Origin of the sequence: Streptomyces sp. NPDC046203 (genome assembly GCF_040646255.1) — a bacterium.
In the GTDB taxonomy this organism is placed as follows: domain Bacteria; phylum Actinomycetota; class Actinomycetes; order Streptomycetales; family Streptomycetaceae; genus Streptomyces.
The window spans coordinates 435,893-458,240 of the sequence record NZ_JBEYZX010000001.1 but is presented as its reverse complement, the minus strand read 5'-3'; the positions used below and the strand labels follow the sequence as shown (position 1 = coordinate 458,240).

Below are 22,348 nucleotides of genomic sequence, written 5' to 3'. Positions count from 1 at the left end.
CGCGCTCGTCCCTCCGCATGACCGAAGTCACAAAAACAGTACGTCGCCCGATCCGGGGAACAGTACGGCCTGAGAACCGTCCACACACGCAGAGGCTCCCTGTACGAGCACACGCTCCGCAGGCAAGCCGTCCGCCTCCGGAAAGGAAGTCGCCACGTCCTCCCCAGAGAACCTCCAAGTCCCCGATTCCGCGGCCGCCCAGCGCCATCAGGCGTTGTTCCGCGCGGCCAGGCGCCGGCAGAACCCCCGGCTGCGCCGTTCCGACATCACGGTGACGGACGACGCCGCGGTGCGGCGCGCGGTGAAGGCGGCCTCGCTGGGCAACGCCATGGAGTGGTACGACTTCGGCATCTACGCCTATCTGGCCGGCACCCTCGGGCGGGTGTTCTTCCCGTCCGGGAGCGACACCGTCCAGCTGCTGTCCTCCTTCGCCACCTTCGCCGTCGCCTTCCTGGTCCGGCCGCTCGGCGGCATGGTCTTCGGGCCGATGGGGGACCGGATCGGCCGTAAGAAGGTGCTGGCCCTGACCATGATCCTGATGGCGATCGGCACCTTCGCCATCGGTGTCATCCCCGGCTACGCCTCCATCGGCTTCTGGGCCCCGGTCCTCCTCATACTCTTCCGACTGCTCCAGGGCTTCTCCACCGGCGGCGAGTACGGTGGCGCCGCCACCTTCATCGCCGAGTACGCGCCCGACAAGCGGCGCGGATTCTTCGGCAGCTTCCTGGAGCTGGGCACCCTCGCCGGCTACGCCACGGCGGCCGGCCTCGTCACGGGCCTCACCGCCTGGCTGGGCCAGGACGGCATGGACGCCTGGGGCTGGCGGGTCCCGTTCCTCGCGGCCGCCCCGCTCGGCCTGATCGGCATCCATCTGCGGTTGCGTCTGGACGACACTCCCGCCTACCTCAAGCTGGACGACTCCGCCGACCGCACCCGGGGCCCCGGGAAGCCGGACGCGGCGCGGGCCGCCACCCGAAGCGGTCTCGGCGAGATCTTCCGCGCCCACTGGCGGCCGCTGCTGCTGTGCGTCGCCCTGGTGGGCGCGTACAACATCACCGACTACATGCTGCTGTCGTACATGCCGACGTATCTGTCGGACGAGCTGGACTACAGCGTCACCCACGGGCTGCTGATCCTCGTGGCCACGATGGTGCTGCTCATGCTGCTCATCAACCGGGTGGGCCGGCTGTCCGACCGCTTCGGCCGCAAGCCTCTGCTGATGACGGGCATGCTCGGCTTCCTCGTCCTGTCCGCGCCCTCCTTCCTGCTGGTACGGCAGGGAAGTCTCGTCGCGGTCTCGGGCGGCATGCTGATGCTGGGCCTGTCCCTGGTGTGTCTGCTGGGCACGATGTCGGCGGCGCTGCCCGCGATGTTCCCGACCGATGTCCGCAACGGCTCCCTGTCGGTCGGCTACAACCTGTCGGCGTCCCTGTTCGGCGGCACCACCCCGCTGGTGATCACCGCGCTGATCGGCGCGACCGGCTCCGACATGATGCCCGCCTACTACGCGATGGGCGCCGCGCTGGTCGGCGTGGTGACGGTGGCCCTCATGAAGGAGACCGCGCGGAGCCCGCTGGAAGGCTCGCCGCCCTCGGTGGAGACACCGGAGGAGGCGGCGGCCATCGTCGAGGCGCAGGCCCCGCCGCAGGACTCCTGAAGACCCAGGGGCCGCCGCGGATCACCGGCCAAGGAGCCGGATCCGCGGCGGCCCCGACCGACTGCCCGACCAGCGGCCCGATCAGCGGACCATCCGCTCGGGCCGACCGCCCGGACCATCCACCCGGTTCGACCGCCCGGTCCGACCGCCCGGGCCACGGGAACGGGGCACCCCTTTTCCAGCCGCCCGGTGTTCGATTCACGACGGCTCGGACGGGGTACCGCTTCCCTCGCCCGGGTCGCGGCCCATACTGGTCTGGCCCTGATCGCCCACGGAACGGTTCCATGGCCAAGAACACCACTGCATCGACCACCGTCCCCGACACCACCTGGCTCGGTCGTGGGCGTCACCTCGGGTCCGAGCCCGAGCGGGACGTCCGGCGCAATCTGATCGCGCTCAAGGCGGCCCGGGTGATCGACGACTTCCTGGACCTCGACCCGGTCGAGGCGGCGCGCTCCACCGACCTGTATCCCCGGGACGAGTCCGCCGACCCCGGCCCGGGCGCCCGCCGTGTCTTCGAGGTCCGCTGGCACGCGGCCGACGACGTCACGGTGCGCGCGCAGCTGACCACGTACGACCCCGAGCAGCGGCGCACGGACCGCGGCGGCGTCACCTGGGTCCTGGCCGCCGAGGCCGAGCGGGCCTGGGAGGCGGACTGGATCTCCCCCGCCACCGTCTTCTGGCCGGACAGCGACCAGGTCGAGTGGGACGGCGAGACCGTCCCGGGCGTGCGCCTGCGCGCGGCGAACCGCCTGCCGAAGGACGACGACGAGCTGCGCCGCCGGCTGCGGGCCTGCGCCCGGCAGAGCTGGTTCATCCATGTCGTGGTGCACGAGGCGATGACGCCGGACGCCCTCGGCAGCCGGCCGGTCACGGCGTTCCTGCCCCCGAGCCTGCGCCACCGGGTGGTCGAACACCGGGCCTCGCCGGAGCAGGCGCTGATCGTCGACTTCGCGCTGAAGAAGGAACTGGGCGTGGGGATTCCGCGCGGGGGCGCCGTCGTCCTGCCTCCGGCGCCGAAGGCTTCCGGCTACGACGCGGAGCGCTTCACGATACGCAATGTCTTCCTGGACGGTACGGAGCCCACCGAACTCCTCGACAAGATCAAGGAGTTCGACGCCCTGCCGTGGCCCCGGCCGGCCGAGGCCGAGCGGGCCCTGGCCCGGCTGCGGCAGGGCTGGCATCTGCACACGCTCGACGAGGAACTGGCCCACGCGCGGACCATGGTCACCACGTACGCCACGGCGCTCCGTTCCATGACGGAGTCCTGCGACCTGTACCGGGAGGCCGCCCAGTCGGCCCTCGCCGCGCTCGCCGAGGCGACCGGCGGCAACGGGGCGCCCCGGACGGCGTCACCGGTGGCGGCCAAGGAGGACGCCTCGCCGCTGAAGTCCCTCACGAAGACGTTCGCGCGTTTCCGGGGCCCGAGCCGGCAGGCGCCGGAGCCCGGCGTCCAGCCGGAGTCGCCCGGGCAGTAGGACGGGCGGGAGGACGGAAAGGCCGAATAGGCGGAGAAGGCAGGGAAGGTAAAAGAGTCAAAGGAGCCGAAGGAGCCGGAGGAGGGCGAGCGGGTCCTGATCCGGTTCCCGGGAGGGGGCCGGCCGTCGGCACCGCCGGCGCCCCGAGGGGCGGTCAGAGGCCGGTGGGCGTGTCACCGAGCCGCCCACCGGCCCCCTCCCCGCCGAGCCTGTCGAGCCTGTCGAGCGAGTCGAGTCCGGCGAGACAGTCGCCGATCACACGCTCGAATCCGAACTTCTCCGCGATCTCCAAGGATCGGCGCCAGCAGGACTCGGCCCGCTCCGCGTCGCCGAAGTGCAGGTGGCAGCGGGCGAGCGCCTCCAGTGCGTCGGCGATGGCGAAGTCCTCGTGGAGGTCTTCCGCCGCACGGCAGGCTTCCTCAAGGCACTGGAGGGCTTCGCTCCGTCGTCCCCGAGCCCGCAGGACGTCGCCCAGGTTGACCAGGACGATGTTCACGTAGGACGGGTGGGCCGCCCGGCAGCGTTCCAGGCACGCGCGGTACACGGCCTCGGCCCCTTCGAGGTCCCCGGTCCGGAACAGAAGCGTCGCATGGGTGTGGGCGAAGACGACGGGAAGGTCCTCGGTGCCGGCGAAGTACGCGAGGGCCTTGCGAATGGCAGCGAGGCCCTCCTCGTAACGGCCGGCCTGGGCCGCCGCGTTGCCGATGTTCCCCAGCACGTCCGTCTGCCAGTCTCTTCGGCCGAGCCGGTCGAGGAGGTCGTCGGCCGCGTAGAGATGGCGGAGGCTGATCTCGTTGCGGTACGAGCAGCCGTGGGCCACGCCGAGAAGGTTGTGCATCATCGCCTGCCCGGCGAGGTCGTTCTCGCGCCGGGCGGCCTCCAGCGCGTCCACGAGAGGCCGTTCCCACAGGTCCTGCCCCCGGTGGGCGGTGACCCAGCCGAACAGATTGCCCGCCGTGAGCCAGGCCAGTTCCGGCCGTGGTCCGGCACCGGCGATCTTGACGAGCGTGGTGAGGGCGGGCAGCTCCCGGGTGATCCAGGCCAGCCCCGCGGCCCGGTCGGCGAAGTCCGGCAGGACGGCTTCGGTCCGGGGCGCGGCCAGTCTGCGGGGGCGCGTCACCATCGCGGTGTCCGCGCGTTCCAGGGCCGCGCAGTACCACGTGCCGAGCCGTACCAGCGCCTGTTCCCGGCTCTCCCGCGTCTCCTCCGAGGCCAGTTGGGCGGCGAACTCGCCCAGCAGGTCGTGGAAGCGGTAGGTGCCCTCGGCCGGGTTCTGCAACAGGCAGGCGTCGACCAGGGTGTCGAGTACGTCGATCGTGTGGCCGAGGGGCTGGTCGAGGAGGGCGGAGGCCGCCTCGACCGAGAACGGATGGCGGGGCCACAGGCCCAGCAGCCGGAATCCCGCGGCGGCGGCGCGGTCCAGGCGGCGCGGGCTGGTCACGAGAGCCTGGTGGCTCGCCTCGAACACACCGGTGACATCGAGGTGTTCGAGGGTGAGCGCGGCGAGCCGTCCGCCGGGCGAGGCGAACCGGGCGGCGAAGTGCTCCACGCTCCGGCCCGCGTTGTGGGCCAGGCGCGAGCCCACGATGCGCAGGGCCAGGGGCAGTCCGGCACATGCCGCGAGGATGCGCTCGGTCGCCGGCGGTGCGGCCGTCAGCCGCTCGGTTCCGCACAGCGCGGCGAGCAGTTCGTACTGATCGGGCGCGCCGAAGGGCTGCAAGGCGACGCGGGTGGCGGTCGGGAGTCCGGCGAGCAGATGGCGGCTGGTGACGATCACGGCCGCCGGGCCGCCGCCGGGGATCAGCGGGGCGACCTGTTCGCTGTCGCGCGCGTTGTCGAGGATGATCAGCACCCGGCGCTCGGCCAGCCGGGCGCGGTAGAGCGCGGCCCGGTCGTCGGTGTCGTCCGGGACGGTGTGGGCGGGGACGCCGAGGTCCACGAGGAACCGGGCGAGCAGTTCGTGGGCCGAACGGGGCGAACCCACGCCGAAGCCCCGCAGGTCCGCGTAGAGCTGCCCGTCGGGAAACGCGTCACGGGTGCCGTGGGCGGCCCGGACGGCGAGGGCGGTCTTGCCGACCCCGCCCATCCCCGAGATCACGACGAGACAGGACAGGCCGTCGCCGGGGGGTTCGAGCAGCCGGGCGGTGATCGTCGCGAATTCCGCGGTCCGGTCGGTGAAGTCCGGGGTGTCGCGGGGGATCTGGTTCAGGGCGGGGTGGGCGGGCGCGGGCACGGATCCGGCCTTCTTGGACCGGGTTCCGCTCGCGGGCGCCGGAGCGGCCGGGGCGGCGGCCCCGGAAACCGCCGCGGGAGCGGCCGGGGACGAGGACGCCCGACCGCCGGCCCCGTCCTCCTTCGCGGTGAGCACTTCCTCGAAGATCCGCCGGGTCCCCGGAGCCGGGTCGACACCGAGTTCCTCGACGAGCCTGCGGCGCAGCCGGTGGTACACGGCGAGCGCGTCGGCGGGCCGCCCGCCGCGGTGCAGCGCCGTCATGAGCTGGCGGTGGATCGGCTCGTGCAGCGGGTGGTCGGCGGTGAGGCCGGCGAGTTCGGCGGTGATCTCGTGGTGGCCTCCCGCGCGCAGGGCCGCCTCGAAGCGCAACTCGGCCGCTTGGAGGTGCTGTTCGCGAAGGTGGACCAGCTCGGGGGATTCGTGGAGGGAGGGGAATGCGGGCAGGGGCCGGCCGCGCCACAGGGCGAGCGCGGCGCGGGCCTCCTCGTCCACGGTCGGCCAGTCCTGGTCCTGCCCGGCGCGCTGGGCACGCCGCAGCCGGGTCTCGAACTCGGCCGCGTCGAGCTCCCCCGGGCGGACCTCGCACGCGTAGGAACCGCCGGTGACCGTCAGACGGTCACGTTCCGGGCCGAGTGCCGTACGGAGCCGTGCGATGTGGTTGTGCAGCGAGGGATACGCGGTGCGCGGCGGATTGCTGCCCCACAGGCCGTCGACGAGTTCGTCGACGGACCGGGGCCGGCCGGCCGGAAGCAGCAGGACGGCCAGCAGGAGTCCGGCCTTTCCGGGAACAGGTCGTCTCTCCCCGTCCACATCGAGCGTCAGATCCCCGAGAACGCCGAACCGTACTGCCATTGACGCCCCCTGAACGCCCCCCGAGGGTGACCGCGCACCCCATCCTGCCTGCGCATACTAGCTCCACGCCGTCCGGGGACCCGGGTGCCGCCCGGGCGGTGAGACACCCTGCCCTGTCCGTCGCCGGGCGTCGCGAGCCGGTGCTTCGGGGCACGCCCGGAACCTGCCGGAGGTTCACGAGAGGTTAGCCGGGTCCGCGGTGCCCGGCACGGCTGTCGTCCCGCCACCGGTACGCGTACGCACCCGTTCCCGCGTCGAATCGGGTTCCCGCCGGGCGGGTGTGATCAGGCCATGCCGGGAGAGACCTCTTGTTCGCGCGAGGGCCACACCTCTACGCTTTCGATCGTTTTATGCCCATGGGAATACATGTCTCCTGGTGCCCATCCTGTGAAGTCGCCGGCGTTTCCCATCGGGCCGGAACGAGGAAGTGTCATGCGGGTGTGTACGGCCCTGGGCCCGCTCACCGCGACCGCCGCCATCGCCGGCACCGGCACCGGCACCGGCGACCACACCGCCGTGGCCACCCGCATGGCCGTAGCGGGCTGATCACCACCCGCCGACCGACACCCCCGAGGAGCATCACCCCATGTCCATACCCCCGTTCCGCAACTACGTCGAGATCATCCTCGACGGACTGGCCGCCGAACCGGGCGCGGAGATCCTGGTCAGTGGCGACCGCCGGCTGGGCGCGCGGGAGTTCCGTGGCCTGGTGTACCGGCTGGCGAGGGCGCTGCGTGAGCGTGGAGTCGGTCCCGGGCGGACCGTCACGATGTTGTGCGGGAACCTGCCCGAGACGATCGCGGTGCGGTACGCCGTCAATCTGCTCGGGGCTCACTTCAACCACTTGTACAACCGGCTCGGCCGCGAGGTGCAGGCGCTCATGATGGCCGATGTCGAGACTTACGCGTTCGTCGTCGACCCCCGACTGGCCGGGCGGGCCGCCGAGTTGCTGCGGTCGGTGCCGCCGGTGGACCATGTCCTGGTTCTCGGGCGGATCCCCGGGCAGGTCCTCGGGCAGGTCCTCGACGAGGGGCTGTCGACGGAAGGGGACGGGGCAAGGAACCGGCCAGAGGATCTTCTCGCGTCCGCCGAGAAGCAGTCGGACCGACCGCTGGCGAGCGCCGCTCGGCCGCAGGACCTGTGCTTCATCCGTCACTCGGGCGGTACGACCGGGCACCCCAAGGGAGTTCGGTCCACCTTCGCCAGGATGCAGGACGGCATCGCGCGAACGCGGCAGTTGTTCAGCGGGACGGGCCGGCGGGACCTGGTGTGCACACCGTTGTCCCACGCCGCGGGGTTCATCGCGGACGGCACCCTGGCTTCCGGGGGCACCGTCGTCCTGCACTACGACTTCGACCCGGCCGAGATCCTCGCGACGATCTCCCGCGAGCGCATCACGAACATGATGCTGCTGCCCCCGCTGCTCTACCAGGTCATCGACCACCCCGACGCCGCACGCACCGACACCTCCAGCCTCCGGCAGATCACCTACGGCGGCACCCCCTCCTCACCCACCCGCATCGCCGAAGCCGTACGTCTCCTCGGGCCCGTCCTGCAGCAGGGCTACGGGCAGTTCGAGGCCGGCGCCGTCAGCGTGCTGCCCGCCGCCGAGCACGACCCGGACCGGCCCGACATCCTGCGTACCGCCGGGAGGCCGGTACCTGGCGTGGAGGTCGAGATCCGCGACACCGCGGGCCTGGCGCTGCCCACCGGAGAGGTCGGGGAGATCTGCGTACGGTCCGACTCGGCGTTCGAGGGCTACTGGAAGAACCCCGGGCTCTCCGCCGAGGTCCTGCGCGACGGGTGGGTCCACACCGGTGACCTGGGCTCGCTCGACGAGCACGGCTATCTGACCGTGGTCGACCGGATCAAGGACATGATCGCGGTGGTCGGCGGCCATGTGTACACCACCGAACTGGAGGACTTCCTCAACTCCCACCCCGCCGTACGGCAATCCGCCGTCTACGGCGTCAGGGGCGACGGCGGCCACGAACGCGTCCACGCCACCGTCGTCACCGCTCCCGCGTCCCTCGCGACCGCGGACGAACTCCGGGCCTGGGTGCGGGAGGGCAGGGGCGAGATGTACGTACCCGACCACCTCGCCTTCACCGACGCGCTGCCGCTCACGGACGCCGGCAAGCCCGACAAGAAGCTCCTGCGCGCCGCCGCGGCCACCAAGCGGAACTGAACAAGGTCGCCTACGGGACGGCCCGGGCCTGTCTCACGTCCTAAGCTCCGCGCATGGCCACCCATGAGCGCGAGATCACCGTCCCCGTCGACCTGTGCCGGCCGGACGGGCGGCTGGACCCGTCGGCCGTCGGCTGGTCCCGGCAGCCGCTGCACCGGGCGAATCTGCGGGGCTGGGGGCGCACCAAACGCTGGGAGTACTGGTGTGTGACCACACCGACGCACCTCGTCGCGCTGACCGTGAGCGATCTCGACTTCCTGACCCTCGACACGGTGTACGTGCTGGAGTACGGGGCGGGGTACGGGCCCGGGGACCGGCGGGAGTTCGAGCGCACCGCCCTCGCGCCCGGCGGGCGGGGCGGGCGGCTCCCGGAGACGATCGCGGGAGCGGCCGGCTCCCCCGCCGCGGTCGTGGGACCGGAGCGTCCCACCGGCGGCCGGGTGCGGATCGGGATATCCGAGGCGGACGGCGGCACCCGCCTGCGGGCCCGCTGCCTGACGCCGTCCGCGCCGAAGGAGACCGTGGAGGTCGATCTCTTCGTCGCGTTGCCCGCCGGGCACGAGACACTGTCCGTCGTCGTGCCGTGGGACGAACGCCGGTTCCAGTACACGTCGAAGCACACGGCCCGGCCCGCCTCCGGAACCGTCCGGATCGGGGACAGGGTCCTGGAGTTCGGCGAGGACGCCTGGGCCGTGCTCGACCACGGCCGGGGCCGCTGGCCCCGCTCGGTCGACTGGAACTGGGGAGCCGCGTCGGGCCGCACCGGCGGTCACACGGTGGGGCTTCAGTTCGGCGGGACCTGGACTCGGGGTACCGGGGCGACCGAGAACGCGCTCTGCGTGGACGGCCGGCTCACCAAGATCGGGGAGGAGTTGGAGTGGCGCCGGTCGCCCGGTGACCTCATGGCTCCATGGGCCCTCCTCGCGCCTGGCGACCGGCCCTCGGTGGATCTCGTCTTCACCCCCTTCCACCCCCGGAGCACCCGTACCGAGGCCGTACTGCTCGCCAACCGCACCGACCAGTGCTTCGGGCACTACTCGGGTCTCGTCCGCGACGACGAGGGCCGGGAGATCGTCGTGGACCGGCTGCTCGGCTGGGCCGAGGACGTCCGCATGCGGTGGTGACCGTGCCGGGCCGCCGGGCCCGGCACGGTCACCGCAGGCGCCGGCGTCGTTCGCGTACGGATTTCGCGTACGGCGTCGGCTCCCGCCGCAGTGGAGTCTCGTTCAGCAGATCCGGGGCAGTTGCTCACCGAGCGGCATGTCGACCACCCGGGTGCCGCCGAGGCCGGTACGGGCGACGACCATGCCCGGGTGTTCGGCCACCGCCTCGCCGATCACCGTCGCGCCCGCGCCGAGCGGGTGCGCGCGCATGGCGGCCAGTACGGCGTCGGCCCGCTCCCTCGGGACGAAGGCCACCAGCTTGCCCTCGTTCGCCACGTACATCGGGTCGAGGCCGAGGATCGCACAGGCATTGGCCACCGGTTCGGGGACGGGCACGGCCCGTTCCTGGAGGACCACGCCGGTGCCGGAGGCGAGCGCGATCTCGCCCAGCGAGGCGGCCAGTCCGCCACGTGTGGGGTCGCGCAGCACATGCAGATCCGGGGTCACCGCGAGCATCGTCTCCACGAGGCCGCCCAGCGCCGCGCAGTCGCTCTCGATCTCGACCCCGAACTCCAGCCCCTCGCGCACGCTCATGATCGCCACGCCGTGGACGCCGACAGGACCGCTGACGATCACCACGTCGCCGGGCACGACCCGCTGGGGCCGCAGGTCCACCCCCTCCGGGATGAGGCCGATCCCCGAGGTGTTGAGGTAGATCCCGTCGCCGTGGCCGGCTTCCACGACCTTGGTGTCGCCGGTGGCGACCTGGACGCCGGCCGTACGCGCCGCCGCGCCGAGGGCGTTCGCCACCCGGGCGACGACGTCGGTCTCGACCCCTTCCTCCAGGATGAATCCGCAGGACAGGTAGGCGGCTCTGGCCCCGCTCATGGCGAGGTCGTTCACGGTGCCGTTGACGGCCAGGTCGCCGATACTGCCGCCGGGGAAGAAGAGCGGGCGCACGACGTAGGAATCGGTGGAGAAGGCCAGCCTGGCGCCGCCGAGTTCGAGCGCGGCGGCGTCCGTGGTGACGGAGAGCGCCGGTCCGCCGAAGGCGGGGGCGAAGATCTGCTCGACCAGCTCGGCGGACAGGACTCCGCCGCCGCCGTGGCCCATCACGATCCGGGTGCGGTCCGGTGCCGGCGCCGGGCAGGTCCAGTTGATCAGGTCCGGCGCCGGGTCCGAGACGGTGGGGCCGGTGCGGCCCATGGTCGTGTCAGACAACGGAACTTCCTTCCAGGGTCGGCGTCGGAACGCTCGGGGCGGGACCCGGCCGGCCCGGGGAGCCGAGGTCGAGCCTGCGGTAGAGGTAGTAGGCGGCGCAGGCGCCCTCGCTGGAGACCATCGTGGCGCCCAGCGGGGAGCGGGGGGTGCACAAGGTGCCGAATGCCTCGCACTCATGGGGCTTGAGCAGTCCCTGCAGCACCTCTCCGCTGCGGCACTCGGCCGGTTCGCGGGTGTCGATCCCCTCGACGGAGAAACGGATCTCGGCGTCGTAGTCGCGGTACCGCTCCGAGAGCCGCCAGCCGCTGTCCGGGATGACGCCGATGCCGCGCCATGCCCGGTCGGTGACCTCGAAGACGTCGTCGAGCATGGCCTGAGCGGCCGGGTTGCCCTCGTCCCGTACGGCACGGGGGTAGGCGTTGTCGACGGTGTGTTCGCCTCGTTCCAGTTGGATCACGGCCCGTCGGACGCCTTCGAGGATGTCCAGGGGTTCGAACCCCGTGACCACGATCGGCACCCGGTACCGCTCGGCGAGTGCCGGGTATTCCGCGGTGCCCATCACACTGCAGACATGACCGGCGGCGAGGAAGCCCTGGACGCGGCAGTCGGGGGAGCGCATGATCGCCTCGATCGCGGGCGGAACCCGGACATGGGAGACCAGCAGACTGAAGTTGCGGATGCCCAGCTTGCGCGCCTGATGGACCGTCATGGCATTGGGCGGGGCGGTGGTTTCGAATCCGATACCGAAGAACACCACCTCGCGGTCCGGGTTCTGCTCGGCGATCCGCAGCGCGTCGAGGGGCGAGTAGACCACCCGGACGTCGCCGCCCCGGCCGCGTACCTGGAACAGGTCCCGGCCGGTGCCGGGGACCCGCAGCATGTCCCCGAAGGAGCAGAAGATCACGCCCGGGCGGGAGGCGATCTCCAGGGCCTTGTCGATGACCTCCAGCGGTGTCACGCACACCGGACAGCCGGGACCGTGGATCAACTCGACCTGTTTCGGAAGGAGTTGGTCGATTCCGTGCCGGATGATGCTGTGCGTCTGCCCTCCGCAGACCTCCATCAGCGCCCAGGGCCGGGTCACCGTCGCATGGATCTCGTCGAGCAGCCGCCGGGCCAGCTCGGGGTCCTGGAACTCGTCGATGTACTTCACGGGTGCACCTCCCCGGCGACGCCCTCGCGCGCCGGCCGTCCGTCCTCCGTCTGCGCCGAACCGGCGGCCGCCTCCCACGGGTCGCCGAACTCCTCCTGGAGCATGCCGAGGGTCTCGAACAGCTCCAGCGTCCTCCTGGCCGACTCCTCGTCCAGCCGCTGCAGGGCGAACCCGACATGGACGATCGCGTACTCGCCGACCCTCAGGTCGGGCAGATATTCCAGGCAGACCTCCTTGACCACGCCGCCGAAGTCGACGGTGGCCATCCGGGTGCCGTCCCGGTCCTCGACGTCCAGGACCCTTCCAGGGACCGCCAAACACACGTTCGTCTCCTCACTGTCGTTGCCGTCATGCCATGCCGGGCCGTGGTCGTCCTCGCCGCCTTGGTCACGTGCCGGGGGCCGCGCCCACACCGACCCGCGCGGCCACGGCCAGTTGGCCGAGCGCCAGCCCTCCGTCGTTCGGCGGGACCAGGCGATGGCGGAGAACGGTGAAGCCGTCCTCGCCGAGGACGCGGGCGCACGCCGAGGAGAGCACCGTGTTGGCGAACACTCCCCCGGTCAACGCGACGGTCCCGACGCCCAGTTCGCCGCGCGCCGACCTACAGATCCGGTGCACCAGGCGCGCCACGGCGTGGTGGAAGCGGGCCGCGACGACGGGCTTCGGGATGCCGTCGCGTACGTCGTCGGCGATCGCGGCGATCAGGGGCCCGGGTTCGGCGCGCAGCGGCCCGCCGGACGGTGACACGGTCGGCCGGAAGGCGTACCGCTCGTCAGGCTCCGTTTCCGGCGCGCGGAGCGCGGCGGCCTCCAGCTCGACGGCCGCCTGCGCCTCGTACCCGGCGAGGTGGCGGATCCCCGCGAGGGAGGCGACGGCGTCGAAGAGCCGGCCCATGCTGGAGGTCGGCACACAGTTCAGACCGCTCTCCAACTGCTTTGTGAGGACACGCAGTTCATCGGGTGGGCAGGCGGCCACGCAGGGCAGTGCCGGATCGGCCGGGAGCCCGGCGGCGTGCAGGTGCGCGAGGGCCATGCGGTACGGCCGCCGGACGGCCGCGTCCCCGCCGGGAAGCGGGACGTAGTCCAGGTGCGCGAAGCGCGAGAAGCCCGCGTAGTCCGCGAGGAGGAACTCGCCTCCCCACACGGCGCCGTCGAGGCCGTAGCCGGTGCCGTCGAAGGCGACTCCGAGGACGGGGGCGCGGCCGTCGAGGCCGTTCTCGGCCATGGCGGCGGCGATGTGCGCGTGGTGGTGCTGGACGTGGACGACCGGGCGGCCCGCCGCGTGCCGGGCGGCCCAGCGGGTGGAGCGGTATCCGGGGTGACGGTCCGCCGCGAGCAGGCGCGGCCTGACCCCGGTGACGTCCTCCAACTGCCGTACGGCCGGGGCGAGGGCCGCCTGCGTGGCCAGGGAGTCCATGTCCCCGATGTGCGCGGACAGCCATGCCTTGTGGCCCTGCCCGAGGCAGAAGGTGTTCTTCAGGTCCCCGCCGACGGCGAGCGCGGGGGCCACCTCGACCGGGAGGGTGACCGGCAGCGGGGCGTAGCCGCGGGAGCGGCGCAGGACGAGCGGTTCGCCGTCGCAGACCCGTACGACGGAGTCGTCACAGGGCACCTGGATGGGGCGGTCGTGCAGCAGCCAGGCGTCCGCCAGGCCGACGAGGCGGGTCAGCGCGTCCGCATCGTCGGTGACGATGGGTTCGCCGGAGAGGTTGCCGCTGGTCATGACGAGGAGCCGGGGCCCTCGCCGGTCGGCGGCGCCGAGGCCGAACAGCAGGTGGTGCACCGGGGTGTACGGCAGCATGAAGCCGAAGTCCGGGCTGCCTGGGGCCACTTCGGGCGCCGGTCCGACGCCCGGGCCGGCCGGGGTCACGCGGCGGCGCAGCAGGACCACGGGCCGGACCGGTCCGGTGAGGAGGGCGCGTTCGGCGGGGCCGAGGCCGGCCAGGGGTTCGATGGCCGCGAGGTCCGCCGCCATCATCGCGAACGGTTTGTCCCCGCGTGCCTTGCGCCGGCGCAGTTCGGCCACCGCCGTCGCGTTCGTGGCGTCGCAGGCCAGGTGGTATCCGCCGATGCCCTTGACCGCGAGGATGGCGCCGGCCGCCAGCAGCCGCCGCGCGGCGGTCACCGGATCGGACTCCCGGCCGGTCTCCGGATCGGTCACCGGGCCGGCCTCCGGCGCGGTCGGCGCGCCGGCCCGCGGGTCCGTACCCATGACCAGTCGCAGCCGGGGGCCGCACCTCGGGCAGGCCACGGGTTGCGCGTGAAACCGCCGGTCCGCCGGGTCCTCGTACTCCCGCGCGCAGTCGGCGCACAGCGGGAAGCCGGCCATGGTCGTGTGGGCGCGGTCGTAGGGCAGGCCGGTGACGATGGTGAACCGGGGCCCGCAGTGGGTGCAGGTGACGAAGGGGTGCAGATGCCTCCGGTCGGCCGGGTCGGCCAGTTCCGCGAGACAGTCGTCGCAGGTGGCGGTGTCCGGCGGGACGAGGGTCCGGACGTCGCCGCCCCGCCGCGAGGGGACGATGGCGAATCCGCCGCCGCCGCGCGCGGGAACACCGGTCGCCTCGACGGATTCCACCCGGGCCAAGCGCGGTGCCTCGGCGGCGACGCGGGCGGAGAAGGCCGTCACGTCGGCGGGGGCTCCCTCGACCTCCGCCACGACGCCGTCGGGGGTGTTGGTGACATGCCCGGACAGCCGGAGCGTGGTCGCGAGGGCGTGGACGAAGGGGCGGAAGCCCACCCCCTGGACGACTCCGCGCACGACGACGCGATCGCGCCGGGTGGTCGTCGGGGGTGAGAGCGGGTCCGGGTCCGTGTCCGGGTTCGAGGTGGAGACGGGGGCGGGAGCCGGGGTCGCGGTGCCCGGTCGTCCCGCCGTCACGCGCCGGCCTGGGCCATCACGGGAACGTGGAGGGCGGCGCCCCCGGCCGCCGCGAGGGCCCGGTCGAGCAGGGTGCCGGCGCCGGAGCCGTCGCGCGCGGAGGTGAGGAGGATCTCGACGCCGGGGTTGACCCGCTCGACATTGCGGCGGAAGGCCGTCTCGTCGAACTCGGCGGCCACGGCCAGGTCGGTCTTGGTGACGGCCACCAACTGGGCGAGACCGAAGGCGGTGGGGTACTTCAGCGGCTTGTCCTCGCCCTCGGTCACCGAGGCGAGGACGACCCGGAGGGACTCGCCGAGGTCGTAGCCGGCCGGACAGACGAGGTTGCCGACGTTCTCCACGAACAGCAGCCGGGTGTCCTCGGGAAGCCAGTCGTGCAGATGCCGGGCCACCATGTCGGCCTCCAGATGGCACAGCCCGTCGGTGTGCACCTGCTTGACGGGGACACCCGCCCTGGCGAGCCGTTCGGCGTCGTTCTCGGTGGCCAGGTCCGCGGTGAGCGCGGCGGTGGCGATCCCGCGTTCGGCGGAGAGCCGCAGCACCCGTTCCAGCAGGGCCGTCTTCCCGCTGCCGGGGCTGGAGAGCAGATTGACCACCGTCGTTCCCCGGGCGGTCAGTTCGGCGCGCAGGACACCCGCCGCGGCTTCGTTCCTCGCGAGGACTGCCCGCTGGAGGTCGACTACTCGGCACATGATCGGCTCTCCTCGGTGAGGGGTTCGCTGGGGGGTGCGGTGGCCGGGGGCGGGACCAGGGCCGGATCCCCGGCGGGGACCGGCTCCGGGGCTGGAACCGGGGCCGGGGCCGGGGCCGGAGCCACGGCGTGAGTCGGATCGGTCCAGCGGACCTCGCGGATCCGCAGTTCGCGACCGGAGACGAGTTCGACGGCGGCGGCCCCGCAGCCGGGGCACAGCAGCCTCGGCGGCATGCCGGTCTCCCAGTCCCGGGCGCACGGTGAGCAGCGCGCGGTGCCCGGGACCTGGTGCGTGATCAGCTCGGCGCCCTCGACGAGGGTTCCGGCGCAGGCGAGTTCGAAGCAGAAGTGGAGCGCGTCGGCGACGATGCCGGCCAGCTCGCCGACCTCCAGGCGGATGCTCTCCACGCCGTGGGCCGCGCGGGCCCGCGCGGCCGTCTCGACCTGGTCGACGACGGCCAGCGCGACGGACATCTCGTGCATCGCGCTCCGTCCTTTCCGAAGCTGGGTGCCTGTGGGCCGCCATTAGAGGCCGGGAGGGGGCGGGGTGCCGCCCGGCTCGCCGGGAGAGCACGGGGGTGCCGCCCGTTCGGTGCAAGCGGGACGGCGCACGGCCCGTACGGGATCCGCCGTACGGGATCCGCCGTACGGGATCGACCGGCCCCGGGTCCCCGCCCCGGTCCGGCAGCCGGCACCCCGCACCCCGCACCCCGCACCCCGGTCACATTTGTCTGATGCGCACATAGCGCTGGACGTCCGGAAGGATCCCCTTCACGACGGCCAGCACGGCGAGCAGGAGGGTGACGGTGACGACGGTCTTCTTCATGACGGGCTCTTTCGTGTCGGTCTCATACGGCGGCCTCCCGGGTGACCAGTTCGGTCACCATGCGGACCGCTTCGGGTACGGCGGCGGCGACTCGCGGGCTGAGTTCCGCGCCCTCGTCGAGGCAGCCGGGTTCGCAGCCGACGACGAGGATCCGGCGGGGCGGTGTGGCGCCCGTCCCCGCGCAGAGGGTGTCGAGGAGGGCGAGGACGGCGTCGGGCGCCATCCGGTGGCCGTCCAGCGGCACGGCGGGGACGCCGGTGTACGGGCCGGTGCTCGCGGCGGCGGGCCGTTCGCCCGGCTGCGTGGCGTCGATCAGATAGAGGGTTCCCGGTTCGCCGCCCCGGGCGGTGGCGTCGACGAGGACGAGGGTGTCCCAGCCGTCGAGGAGCCGGTAGGCGAGATGGACGCCGCGGATTCCCACGTCGGCCACTTCGACATGGGGGGCGAGGCCCTGCCGGGCGAGGTGGCGCACGGTCTCGACCCCGAAGCCGTCGTCGCCGAGGAAGATGTTGCCGACGCCCGCTACGAGGACGCGCGGGGCGGTACGCGGCACAGGGCCGTCGCCCGCTCCCTCGTTCACGCTCTCGTCCTCAAGGCCCTCGTCCACGAGCCCGCCGTCCACGGGCCCGTCGCTCACGATTCCGCCGCTCACGATTCCGTCGTTCACGCGTCCTCCAGCGGCCGGACCTCGTCGGGCTGGAAGTACAGGAAGCGGCCCTGTTCGCGCCGGATGTCGGCACCGGGGTCGTCCTCCACGGTCACGGCGATGTGCGTGCCGCCGTCGACGTCGTGCAGCACGGCCTCGACCAGGGCGCTGCGGCCGTCCAGGAACAGGTCCTGGGCATCGCTGCGGCGCAGTCGCGGACACAGGAGCACCCTGCTGCCCGCGCGGACGGCGCGGCCCTCGACGAGGACGTGGTCCCGGTCCGGGTCGACGGTCGGATCACCCGCCGGGTCCCACCACGGGGTGCCCGGTGCGAGCAGGGCGTCGACCGGGGGCTCCTGGCCTCCCGGGGGCTGCTGACCTCCCGTGACCTCCCGCAGACCGCGTACCGCGCCGTGCAGGCGTTCGAGCAGCTCCTGCGGCAGGGTGTCGGCCAGGTCGATCACGGCGGCGGCGCGGGCGTCGGTCCCGCGCGCCTCGCGTTTCTCCTCCTCGGTGAGGGTCGTGGTGCGCAGGGCGAGCATCTCGTCGATCTCGGTCGCGTCGTAGAAGGCCCCAGGGCTCTCGGGGGCGATCGCCGGATGGTCGTCGAGGATGATCGGCGAGGACAGCAGGAGGTCGGCGCGGCCGGGTTCACCGGCCAGGACGGGCCAGGTGTGCCGGTTGGCGCAGGCGGCCACGGCACCCCTGGCCCACTCGGGCGGGTCGGTCATGGACAGGAAGGACCCGGCGTCGAGGCGGAGCAGGGTGTGCGCGGCGACCAGAGAGCGCGCGAGGGCGGCGGGCCGGTCGTCGTCCGGCCGGGCCCGCCAGGGGCTGGTGTTCTCGACCGTGACGGACAGCCGGCTCACCCGGTAGGGGCCGTCGAGTCCGGCCGCCGAGATCCGCAGGACCCCGCTGATCTCCTCGTGGCGGCGTACCAGCCGGCCCCGGACACGCCTGTCGGTGTCGGCGATCTCCTCGGTCTCCTCCGCGGCGGGGCGGGCGAAGGGCACGGTGGTGCCCTCGCCGTCGAGCGCGGCGACGGGGACGGTGAGGGTGATCCGTTCCTCGGTGCCCTCGTCCCAGGTCGTGAGGGTCCGGTCGGCCAGGCGCAGTTCGGGGACGGGCGCGTAGGTGCCGTCGTCGCGCAGTTCCTCCACGGTGCGCCGCCGTACGTGCAGGAAGCGGACCTCGACGGCGAGCCCCGCTCCGGTCTTCGGTTCCATCAGGCATTCGGTGTGCTGGAGGGAGTGGTCCCCGGCGTCGTTCCAGGACGGCGGTACGAGGACCCCGAACTGCCAGCGGAACCGGTTCTTCGCGGCGGAGGCCCGGTACGGGTAGAGCACGTATCCCTCGAAGAGGACGGCGTCGGCGGCCTGCCGGGCGACGGCGAGCCGTTCCTCGGTGCCGGGCGGGAAGACGGCGGTGGTCATCGGGTCCTCTCCCCCGCCCCGTCGAGCAGGGCTTCGACGGTGGCCTGCCAGGACGGCAGGGCCCGGCGGGACCGGTAGGCGAGCAGGGCGTCCATCGCGTCGCGCGGGAGCCGGATCCAGTCGCAGCCCGGGAAGTGCCGGTCGATCGCCTCGCGCCAGATGCCGACGGGCATCCGGTGGGCGACCTCCTTGTCCCAGGGCACGGGTTCGACGTGGAAGCCCCCGGCGCCGGTGAAGGCGGTTCCGGAGAACAGCAGGAGCAGGGGGACCTCGCCGCCGGACAGCGCCCGGAAGTAGCGGGTCGCCGCGATGTCGGTGTCGTAGGTGCAGGGCACGGCGAGGTCGGTCTCGATCTCGCCGGTGAAGCCGGGGACCATCGTGGAGACTTGGGCGAACTGCACCGGGTGGAGGCTGCTGTCCCACCGGGAGCGGTCGCCGAACAGGTCGCCGAGGGCCGCGGCCTCCTCGTCGTCGTATCCGCGCCGGGCGGGTTCGAGACGGATCTGGCAGCGCAGCGCGAGGGCGTGCACCCGGGTGCCGGGGGTCGCGGTGACGCGCAGCCGGAAGACGAGGGTCGGTCCGGCCGCGTAGGGGTCGGCGCGGACGCCGGCGCAGGCGAAGGAGAACTCGGTCACGGCCGGCTCCCCGGTGTCGCGCGGGCCTGTTCGCTCGCGCGGGTCTGGTCGCTCGCGCGGGTCTGGTCGCTCGCGCGGGTCTGGTCGTGTACGTGGCTCTGTTCGCGTGCGCCGGACTGTCCACGTAGGTCGACCACTTCGCGTACGTCGACCGCTTCGCGTACCCGGGCCCGTTCGCGCACACCGGCGAAGAGGGCGTCGAGGTCGGACCGGGCCTCGGCTCCGCCGTCGAAGCCGCGCCAGTGCAGCCGCATGCGTCCCACCAGTTCGTAGCAGAGGTCGATCGGCACCAGGAAGCACTCGGTGCGTCCCTCGTGACGGCGCAGCAGCAGCGCCTCCACGTCGGGCCGGAGGTCGCCGGCGAGCGGGGTGGCGTCCACGACGGACTGCCAGGTGTGCTCCTCCGGTTCGCTCTCGGTGGCGCCGGCGGGGCTCGGGTAGAGCACCACCGGCCTGCCGAGGGCGGAGTTGTGGAAGAGGAAGGCCACCGAGACCGGGATCCGCAGGGCCTCCCACACCGTGTCGTCGACCCGGTGGTCCGGGTCGGTGAGGCAGCGGTCGGGGACGGCCCGGAAGCGGCCCCCCGACGTGGTGTCCGGGCGGTCCATGAGCTGGGCGCACGGGCCGCAGGCGCAGACCAGGCTGCGCCGGTCGGTGTCGGCCAGATGACGGTGCGGGCCGTCGGCGAGGCGTACCCCGCACAGTCCGCACTCCTCCTCGCGGGGCGGGCGCGGGGTGACGAAGCGGCGCAGTCCGGTGGGCGCGGTGCGGTCCCCCGGGTCCGTCGGGATTCCGGTGGTTCGGGTTCCGGTCCGCGGCTCGGTCCGAGGCCCGGTCACGAGGCGTCGCCGGGTGCGGAGCCGAGGGCGGCGGCGCGCGGCGGACGGGTGCCGATCTGGAGCAGTGCCGGTGCTCGTACGGCCGGTTCCAGCTCGACGCCCGTCACCTCGGGAGCGAAGCAGGCGAGCGTGTCCAGCGCCGCCTGCCGGGTGGTGTCCTGGGTACTGGAGCAGCCGCAGCCGGAGGACGCCTCGACGGCCAGCCGCAGTACCCCGCTCGCCGCGTCGAACCCGGCGTTGCGGGCGGGTTGCGGCAGGGCGGCGAGGGCCCGGTCGATCCGGGTGGGCAGGTCCTCCGGGTGCAGTCCGTGCAGGTTGAGCAGGCTCGCGACGAGTTCGTCCGCGAGCAGCGCGCCCAGCGGCTCGGCGCCCGAGCCGGAACCGGGGCCGGAGCGGGTGGCGGAGCCGGGGCCGGAAGCCGGGCGAGGGCCGGGTCCTGAGCCGGAACCGGGGCGTCCGAGGAGTTCGACGATCCGGGCGAGCCCGCTGCCGTAGAACTCCATCAGGACCCGTACGACGTCCTCGGCCGCCGCGACCGTGTCGCGGTCCGCCGTCCCGGCCAGCCGGTCGAGGACCTCCTCGACCCGCCGCCCCGCCGCTTCGGCGGTCCGGGCGGCGCTCATCCGCCCAGCCCGCTCAGGCCGGTGGGCACGTGCATCGCCTTCACGGTGCGGCCGGTCCCGGTATACATGTGCACCCCGCACGGCAGGCACGGGTCGAAGCTGCGCACGGCCCGCATGATGTCGATGCCCTTGAAGTTCTCCGGGGTGTTCTCCTCGAAGATCGGGGTGTTCTGCACCGCGTCCTCGTAGGGACCGGGGGTGCCGAAGGTGTCCCGGGTGGAGGCGTTCCACGGCGTGGGCGGATAGGGGTGGTAGTTGGCGATCTTGCCGTCCCGGATCACCATGTGGTGGGAGAGGACGCCCCGGACGGCCTCGGTGAAGCCGACGCCGATGGACTCGTCGGGCACCTCGAACTTCTCCCAGGTCTGGGTGCGTCCGGCGCGGACCTCCGCCAGGCCCTTCTCCGCGCAGTGCAGGGCGACGGCCGCCGCGTACGCCTGGAAGTAGGTGCGGGCGCGGTTGCGCTCCAGGGCGTTGCTCCACTTCGGGATCTTCCACTCGAAGCTGGTCTCCGGCTTGGTCAGCGTCCGGGGGAGGTTGATGACGACGCTGTGTCCGGTGGCCTTGACGTAACCGATGTCGACGAGCCCGGACAGGGCGGTCGACCAGAGCCGGGCGATGGGGCCGCCGCCGGTGTCGAGCGCGAGGTGGTCCTTGCCGTCGAACCACCGGGGGGACATCACCCAGCTGTACTTGTCGTCGAAGTTCCGCTTCTGCGGGGCGGGGATGGTGTGCTGGTTCCACGGGTGCCGGGGGTCGACGGGGTTGCCCAGCGGGTCGTGGGTGACGAACTGCTCCTGGCCCTCCCAGTCGTCGTAGTACGAGCTGCCCAGCAGGATGCGGATGCCGAGGTTGATCTGTGTGAGGTCGTTGGTCACGAGCTTGCCGTCGACGACGACGCCCGGGGTGACGAACATCCGCCGGCCCCAGTCGGTCATGTTGGCGTACGTGAAGTCGCAGTGCTCGGGGTCGTTGAGCGCTCCCCAGCAGCCGAGCAGCACCCGGCGGCGGCCGACCTCCTCGTAGCCGGGCAGCGCCTCGTAGAAGAAGTCGAAGAGGTCGTCGTGGAGCGGGACGACCCGCTTCATGAACTCCACGTACCGCATGAGCCGGGTGAGGTAGTCGGTGAAGAGCTGGACCGAGGCGATGGTGCCGACGCCGCCGGGGTAGAGCGTGGAGGGGTGCACATGGCGCCCCTCCATCAGACAGAACATCTCCCGGGTGTAGCGGCTGACCTGGAGCGCCTCCCGGTAGAACTCGCCCTCCAGGGGGTTGAGGGAGCGCATGATGTCGGCGATCGTGCGGTAGCCGTGTTCGGCGGCGTGCGGCGCCTCGGTGCGTTCGGCGAGTTCCAGGACCCCGGGGTTGGTCTCGCGGACCATCTTCTCGCAGTAGTCGACCCCGACCAGGTTCTCCTGGAAGATGTTGTGGTCGAACATGTACTCCGCGGACTCGCCGAGGTTGATGATCCACTCGCCCAGGTGCGGGGGCTTCACTCCGTACGCCATGTTCTGCGCGTACACGGAGCAGGTGGCGTGGTTGTCGCCGCAGATGCCGCAGATGCGGCTGGTGATGAAGTGCGCGTCGCGCGGGTCCTTGCCGCGCATGAAGACGCTGTAGCCCCGGAAGACGGACGACGTGCTGTAGCACTCGGCCACGCGCTTCTGCTTGAAATCGATCTTGGTGTGGATGCCGAGACTGCCCACGATCCGGGTAATGGGGTCCCAGGCCATCTCCACCAGGCCGCTGCCGTCCCCTGTCGTCTTCGCCGGTGCCATGGTGTGTTCGGTGCCCTTCGTCGGTGGTGCGCTTTCGCGAACGGTGAGTGGATGTGCGGGAGTTCGGGGTTTCGGGGGTTTCGGGGTACGAGGGTGTCGGGGCGGTCGGCCCCGG

The 22,348-nt window shown here is 72.5% G+C and carries 16 protein-coding genes and 1 pseudogene; 4 read left to right on the top strand and 13 right to left on the bottom strand.

Annotated features, from left to right (window positions below; genetic code table 11):
- Positions 1 to 214 precede the first annotated feature (214 nt).
- Complete coding sequence (locus ABZ990_RS01820; protein ID WP_361223613.1) at positions 215 to 1,657, top strand: MFS transporter; 1,443 nt, start codon at positions 215 to 217, stop codon at positions 1,655 to 1,657.
- 284 nt (positions 1,658 to 1,941) lie between these two features.
- Entirely contained in the window at positions 1,942 to 3,135 is a 1,194-nt protein-coding gene (locus ABZ990_RS01815) for a hypothetical protein (RefSeq protein ID WP_361223610.1), read from the top strand.
- Between the two features lie 154 nt (positions 3,136 to 3,289).
- Here the strand turns inward: ABZ990_RS01815 and ABZ990_RS01810 are convergent, their stop codons facing one another.
- The gene (locus ABZ990_RS01810) at positions 3,290 to 6,220 is read right to left on the bottom strand and encodes a BTAD domain-containing putative transcriptional regulator (RefSeq protein WP_361223607.1); all 2,931 of its coding nucleotides are present in this window, start codon (positions 6,218 to 6,220) and stop codon (positions 3,290 to 3,292) included.
- A gap of 586 nt (positions 6,221 to 6,806) precedes the next feature.
- On the opposite strand from ABZ990_RS01810, the gene ABZ990_RS01805 reads away from it, so the two are divergent.
- Together ABZ990_RS01805 and ABZ990_RS01800 are read left to right on the top strand one after the other, a co-directional pair.
- Entirely contained in the window at positions 6,807 to 8,408 is a 1,602-nt protein-coding gene (locus ABZ990_RS01805; protein WP_361223605.1) for an AMP-binding protein, read from the top strand.
- 53 nt (positions 8,409 to 8,461) lie between these two features.
- Entirely contained in the window at positions 8,462 to 9,532 is a 1,071-nt protein-coding gene (locus tag ABZ990_RS01800; RefSeq protein ID WP_361223603.1) for a DUF2804 domain-containing protein, read from the top strand.
- A gap of 102 nt (positions 9,533 to 9,634) precedes the next feature.
- Here the strand turns inward: ABZ990_RS01800 and hypE are convergent, their stop codons facing one another.
- The 12 genes and pseudogenes from hypE to ABZ990_RS01740 form a co-directional block, all read right to left on the bottom strand.
- The gene (gene hypE / locus ABZ990_RS01795; RefSeq protein ID WP_361223707.1) at positions 9,635 to 10,717 is read right to left on the bottom strand and encodes a hydrogenase expression/formation protein HypE; all 1,083 of its coding nucleotides are present in this window, start codon (positions 10,715 to 10,717) and stop codon (positions 9,635 to 9,637) included.
- 7 nt (positions 10,718 to 10,724) lie between these two features.
- On the bottom strand, positions 10,725 to 11,885 hold the full coding sequence (hypD, locus tag ABZ990_RS01790) for a hydrogenase formation protein HypD (protein ID WP_361223600.1): 1,161 nt from the start codon (positions 11,883 to 11,885) through the stop codon (positions 10,725 to 10,727).
- On the bottom strand, positions 11,882 to 12,208 hold the full coding sequence (locus ABZ990_RS01785) for a HypC/HybG/HupF family hydrogenase formation chaperone (RefSeq protein ID WP_361223597.1): 327 nt from the start codon (positions 12,206 to 12,208) through the stop codon (positions 11,882 to 11,884). Before ABZ990_RS01785 ends, hypD begins: the two co-directional genes overlap by 4 nt.
- A gap of 64 nt (positions 12,209 to 12,272) precedes the next feature.
- Complete coding sequence (hypF, locus tag ABZ990_RS01780) at positions 12,273 to 14,642, bottom strand: carbamoyltransferase HypF (protein ID WP_361223704.1); 2,370 nt, start codon at positions 14,640 to 14,642, stop codon at positions 12,273 to 12,275.
- 116 nt (positions 14,643 to 14,758) lie between these two features.
- Positions 14,759 to 15,454, bottom strand: coding sequence for a hydrogenase nickel incorporation protein HypB (gene hypB / locus ABZ990_RS01775; RefSeq protein ID WP_361223595.1), 696 nt, complete (start codon positions 15,452 to 15,454; stop codon positions 14,759 to 14,761).
- Entirely contained in the window at positions 15,442 to 15,936 is a 495-nt protein-coding gene (locus ABZ990_RS01770; RefSeq protein WP_361223592.1) for a hydrogenase maturation nickel metallochaperone HypA, read from the bottom strand. The genes hypB and ABZ990_RS01770 overlap by 13 nt, the downstream gene beginning before the upstream one ends.
- Before the next feature lie 365 nt (positions 15,937 to 16,301).
- The gene (locus tag ABZ990_RS01765) at positions 16,302 to 16,859 is read right to left on the bottom strand and encodes a hydrogenase maturation protease (RefSeq protein WP_361223701.1); all 558 of its coding nucleotides are present in this window, start codon (positions 16,857 to 16,859) and stop codon (positions 16,302 to 16,304) included.
- 83 nt (positions 16,860 to 16,942) lie between these two features.
- On the bottom strand, positions 16,943 to 18,358 hold the full coding sequence (locus ABZ990_RS01760; RefSeq protein ID WP_361223589.1) for a hypothetical protein: 1,416 nt from the start codon (positions 18,356 to 18,358) through the stop codon (positions 16,943 to 16,945).
- Positions 18,355 to 18,993 (bottom strand): DUF6084 family protein, encoded by a 639-nt coding sequence (locus ABZ990_RS01755; RefSeq protein ID WP_361223586.1) that lies wholly within the window; start codon positions 18,991 to 18,993, stop codon positions 18,355 to 18,357. Before ABZ990_RS01755 ends, ABZ990_RS01760 begins: the two co-directional genes overlap by 4 nt.
- Positions 18,994 to 19,160: 167 nt before the next feature.
- Positions 19,161 to 19,784, bottom strand: a pseudogene (locus ABZ990_RS01750) (DUF5947 family protein); the annotation flags it as partial.
- 44 nt (positions 19,785 to 19,828) lie between these two features.
- The gene (locus tag ABZ990_RS01745) at positions 19,829 to 20,455 is read right to left on the bottom strand and encodes a hypothetical protein (protein ID WP_361223584.1); all 627 of its coding nucleotides are present in this window, start codon (positions 20,453 to 20,455) and stop codon (positions 19,829 to 19,831) included.
- Entirely contained in the window at positions 20,452 to 22,233 is a 1,782-nt protein-coding gene (locus ABZ990_RS01740) for a nickel-dependent hydrogenase large subunit (RefSeq protein ID WP_361223582.1), read from the bottom strand. The genes ABZ990_RS01745 and ABZ990_RS01740 overlap by 4 nt, the downstream gene beginning before the upstream one ends.
- Between the last annotated feature and the right edge of the window lie 115 nt (positions 22,234 to 22,348).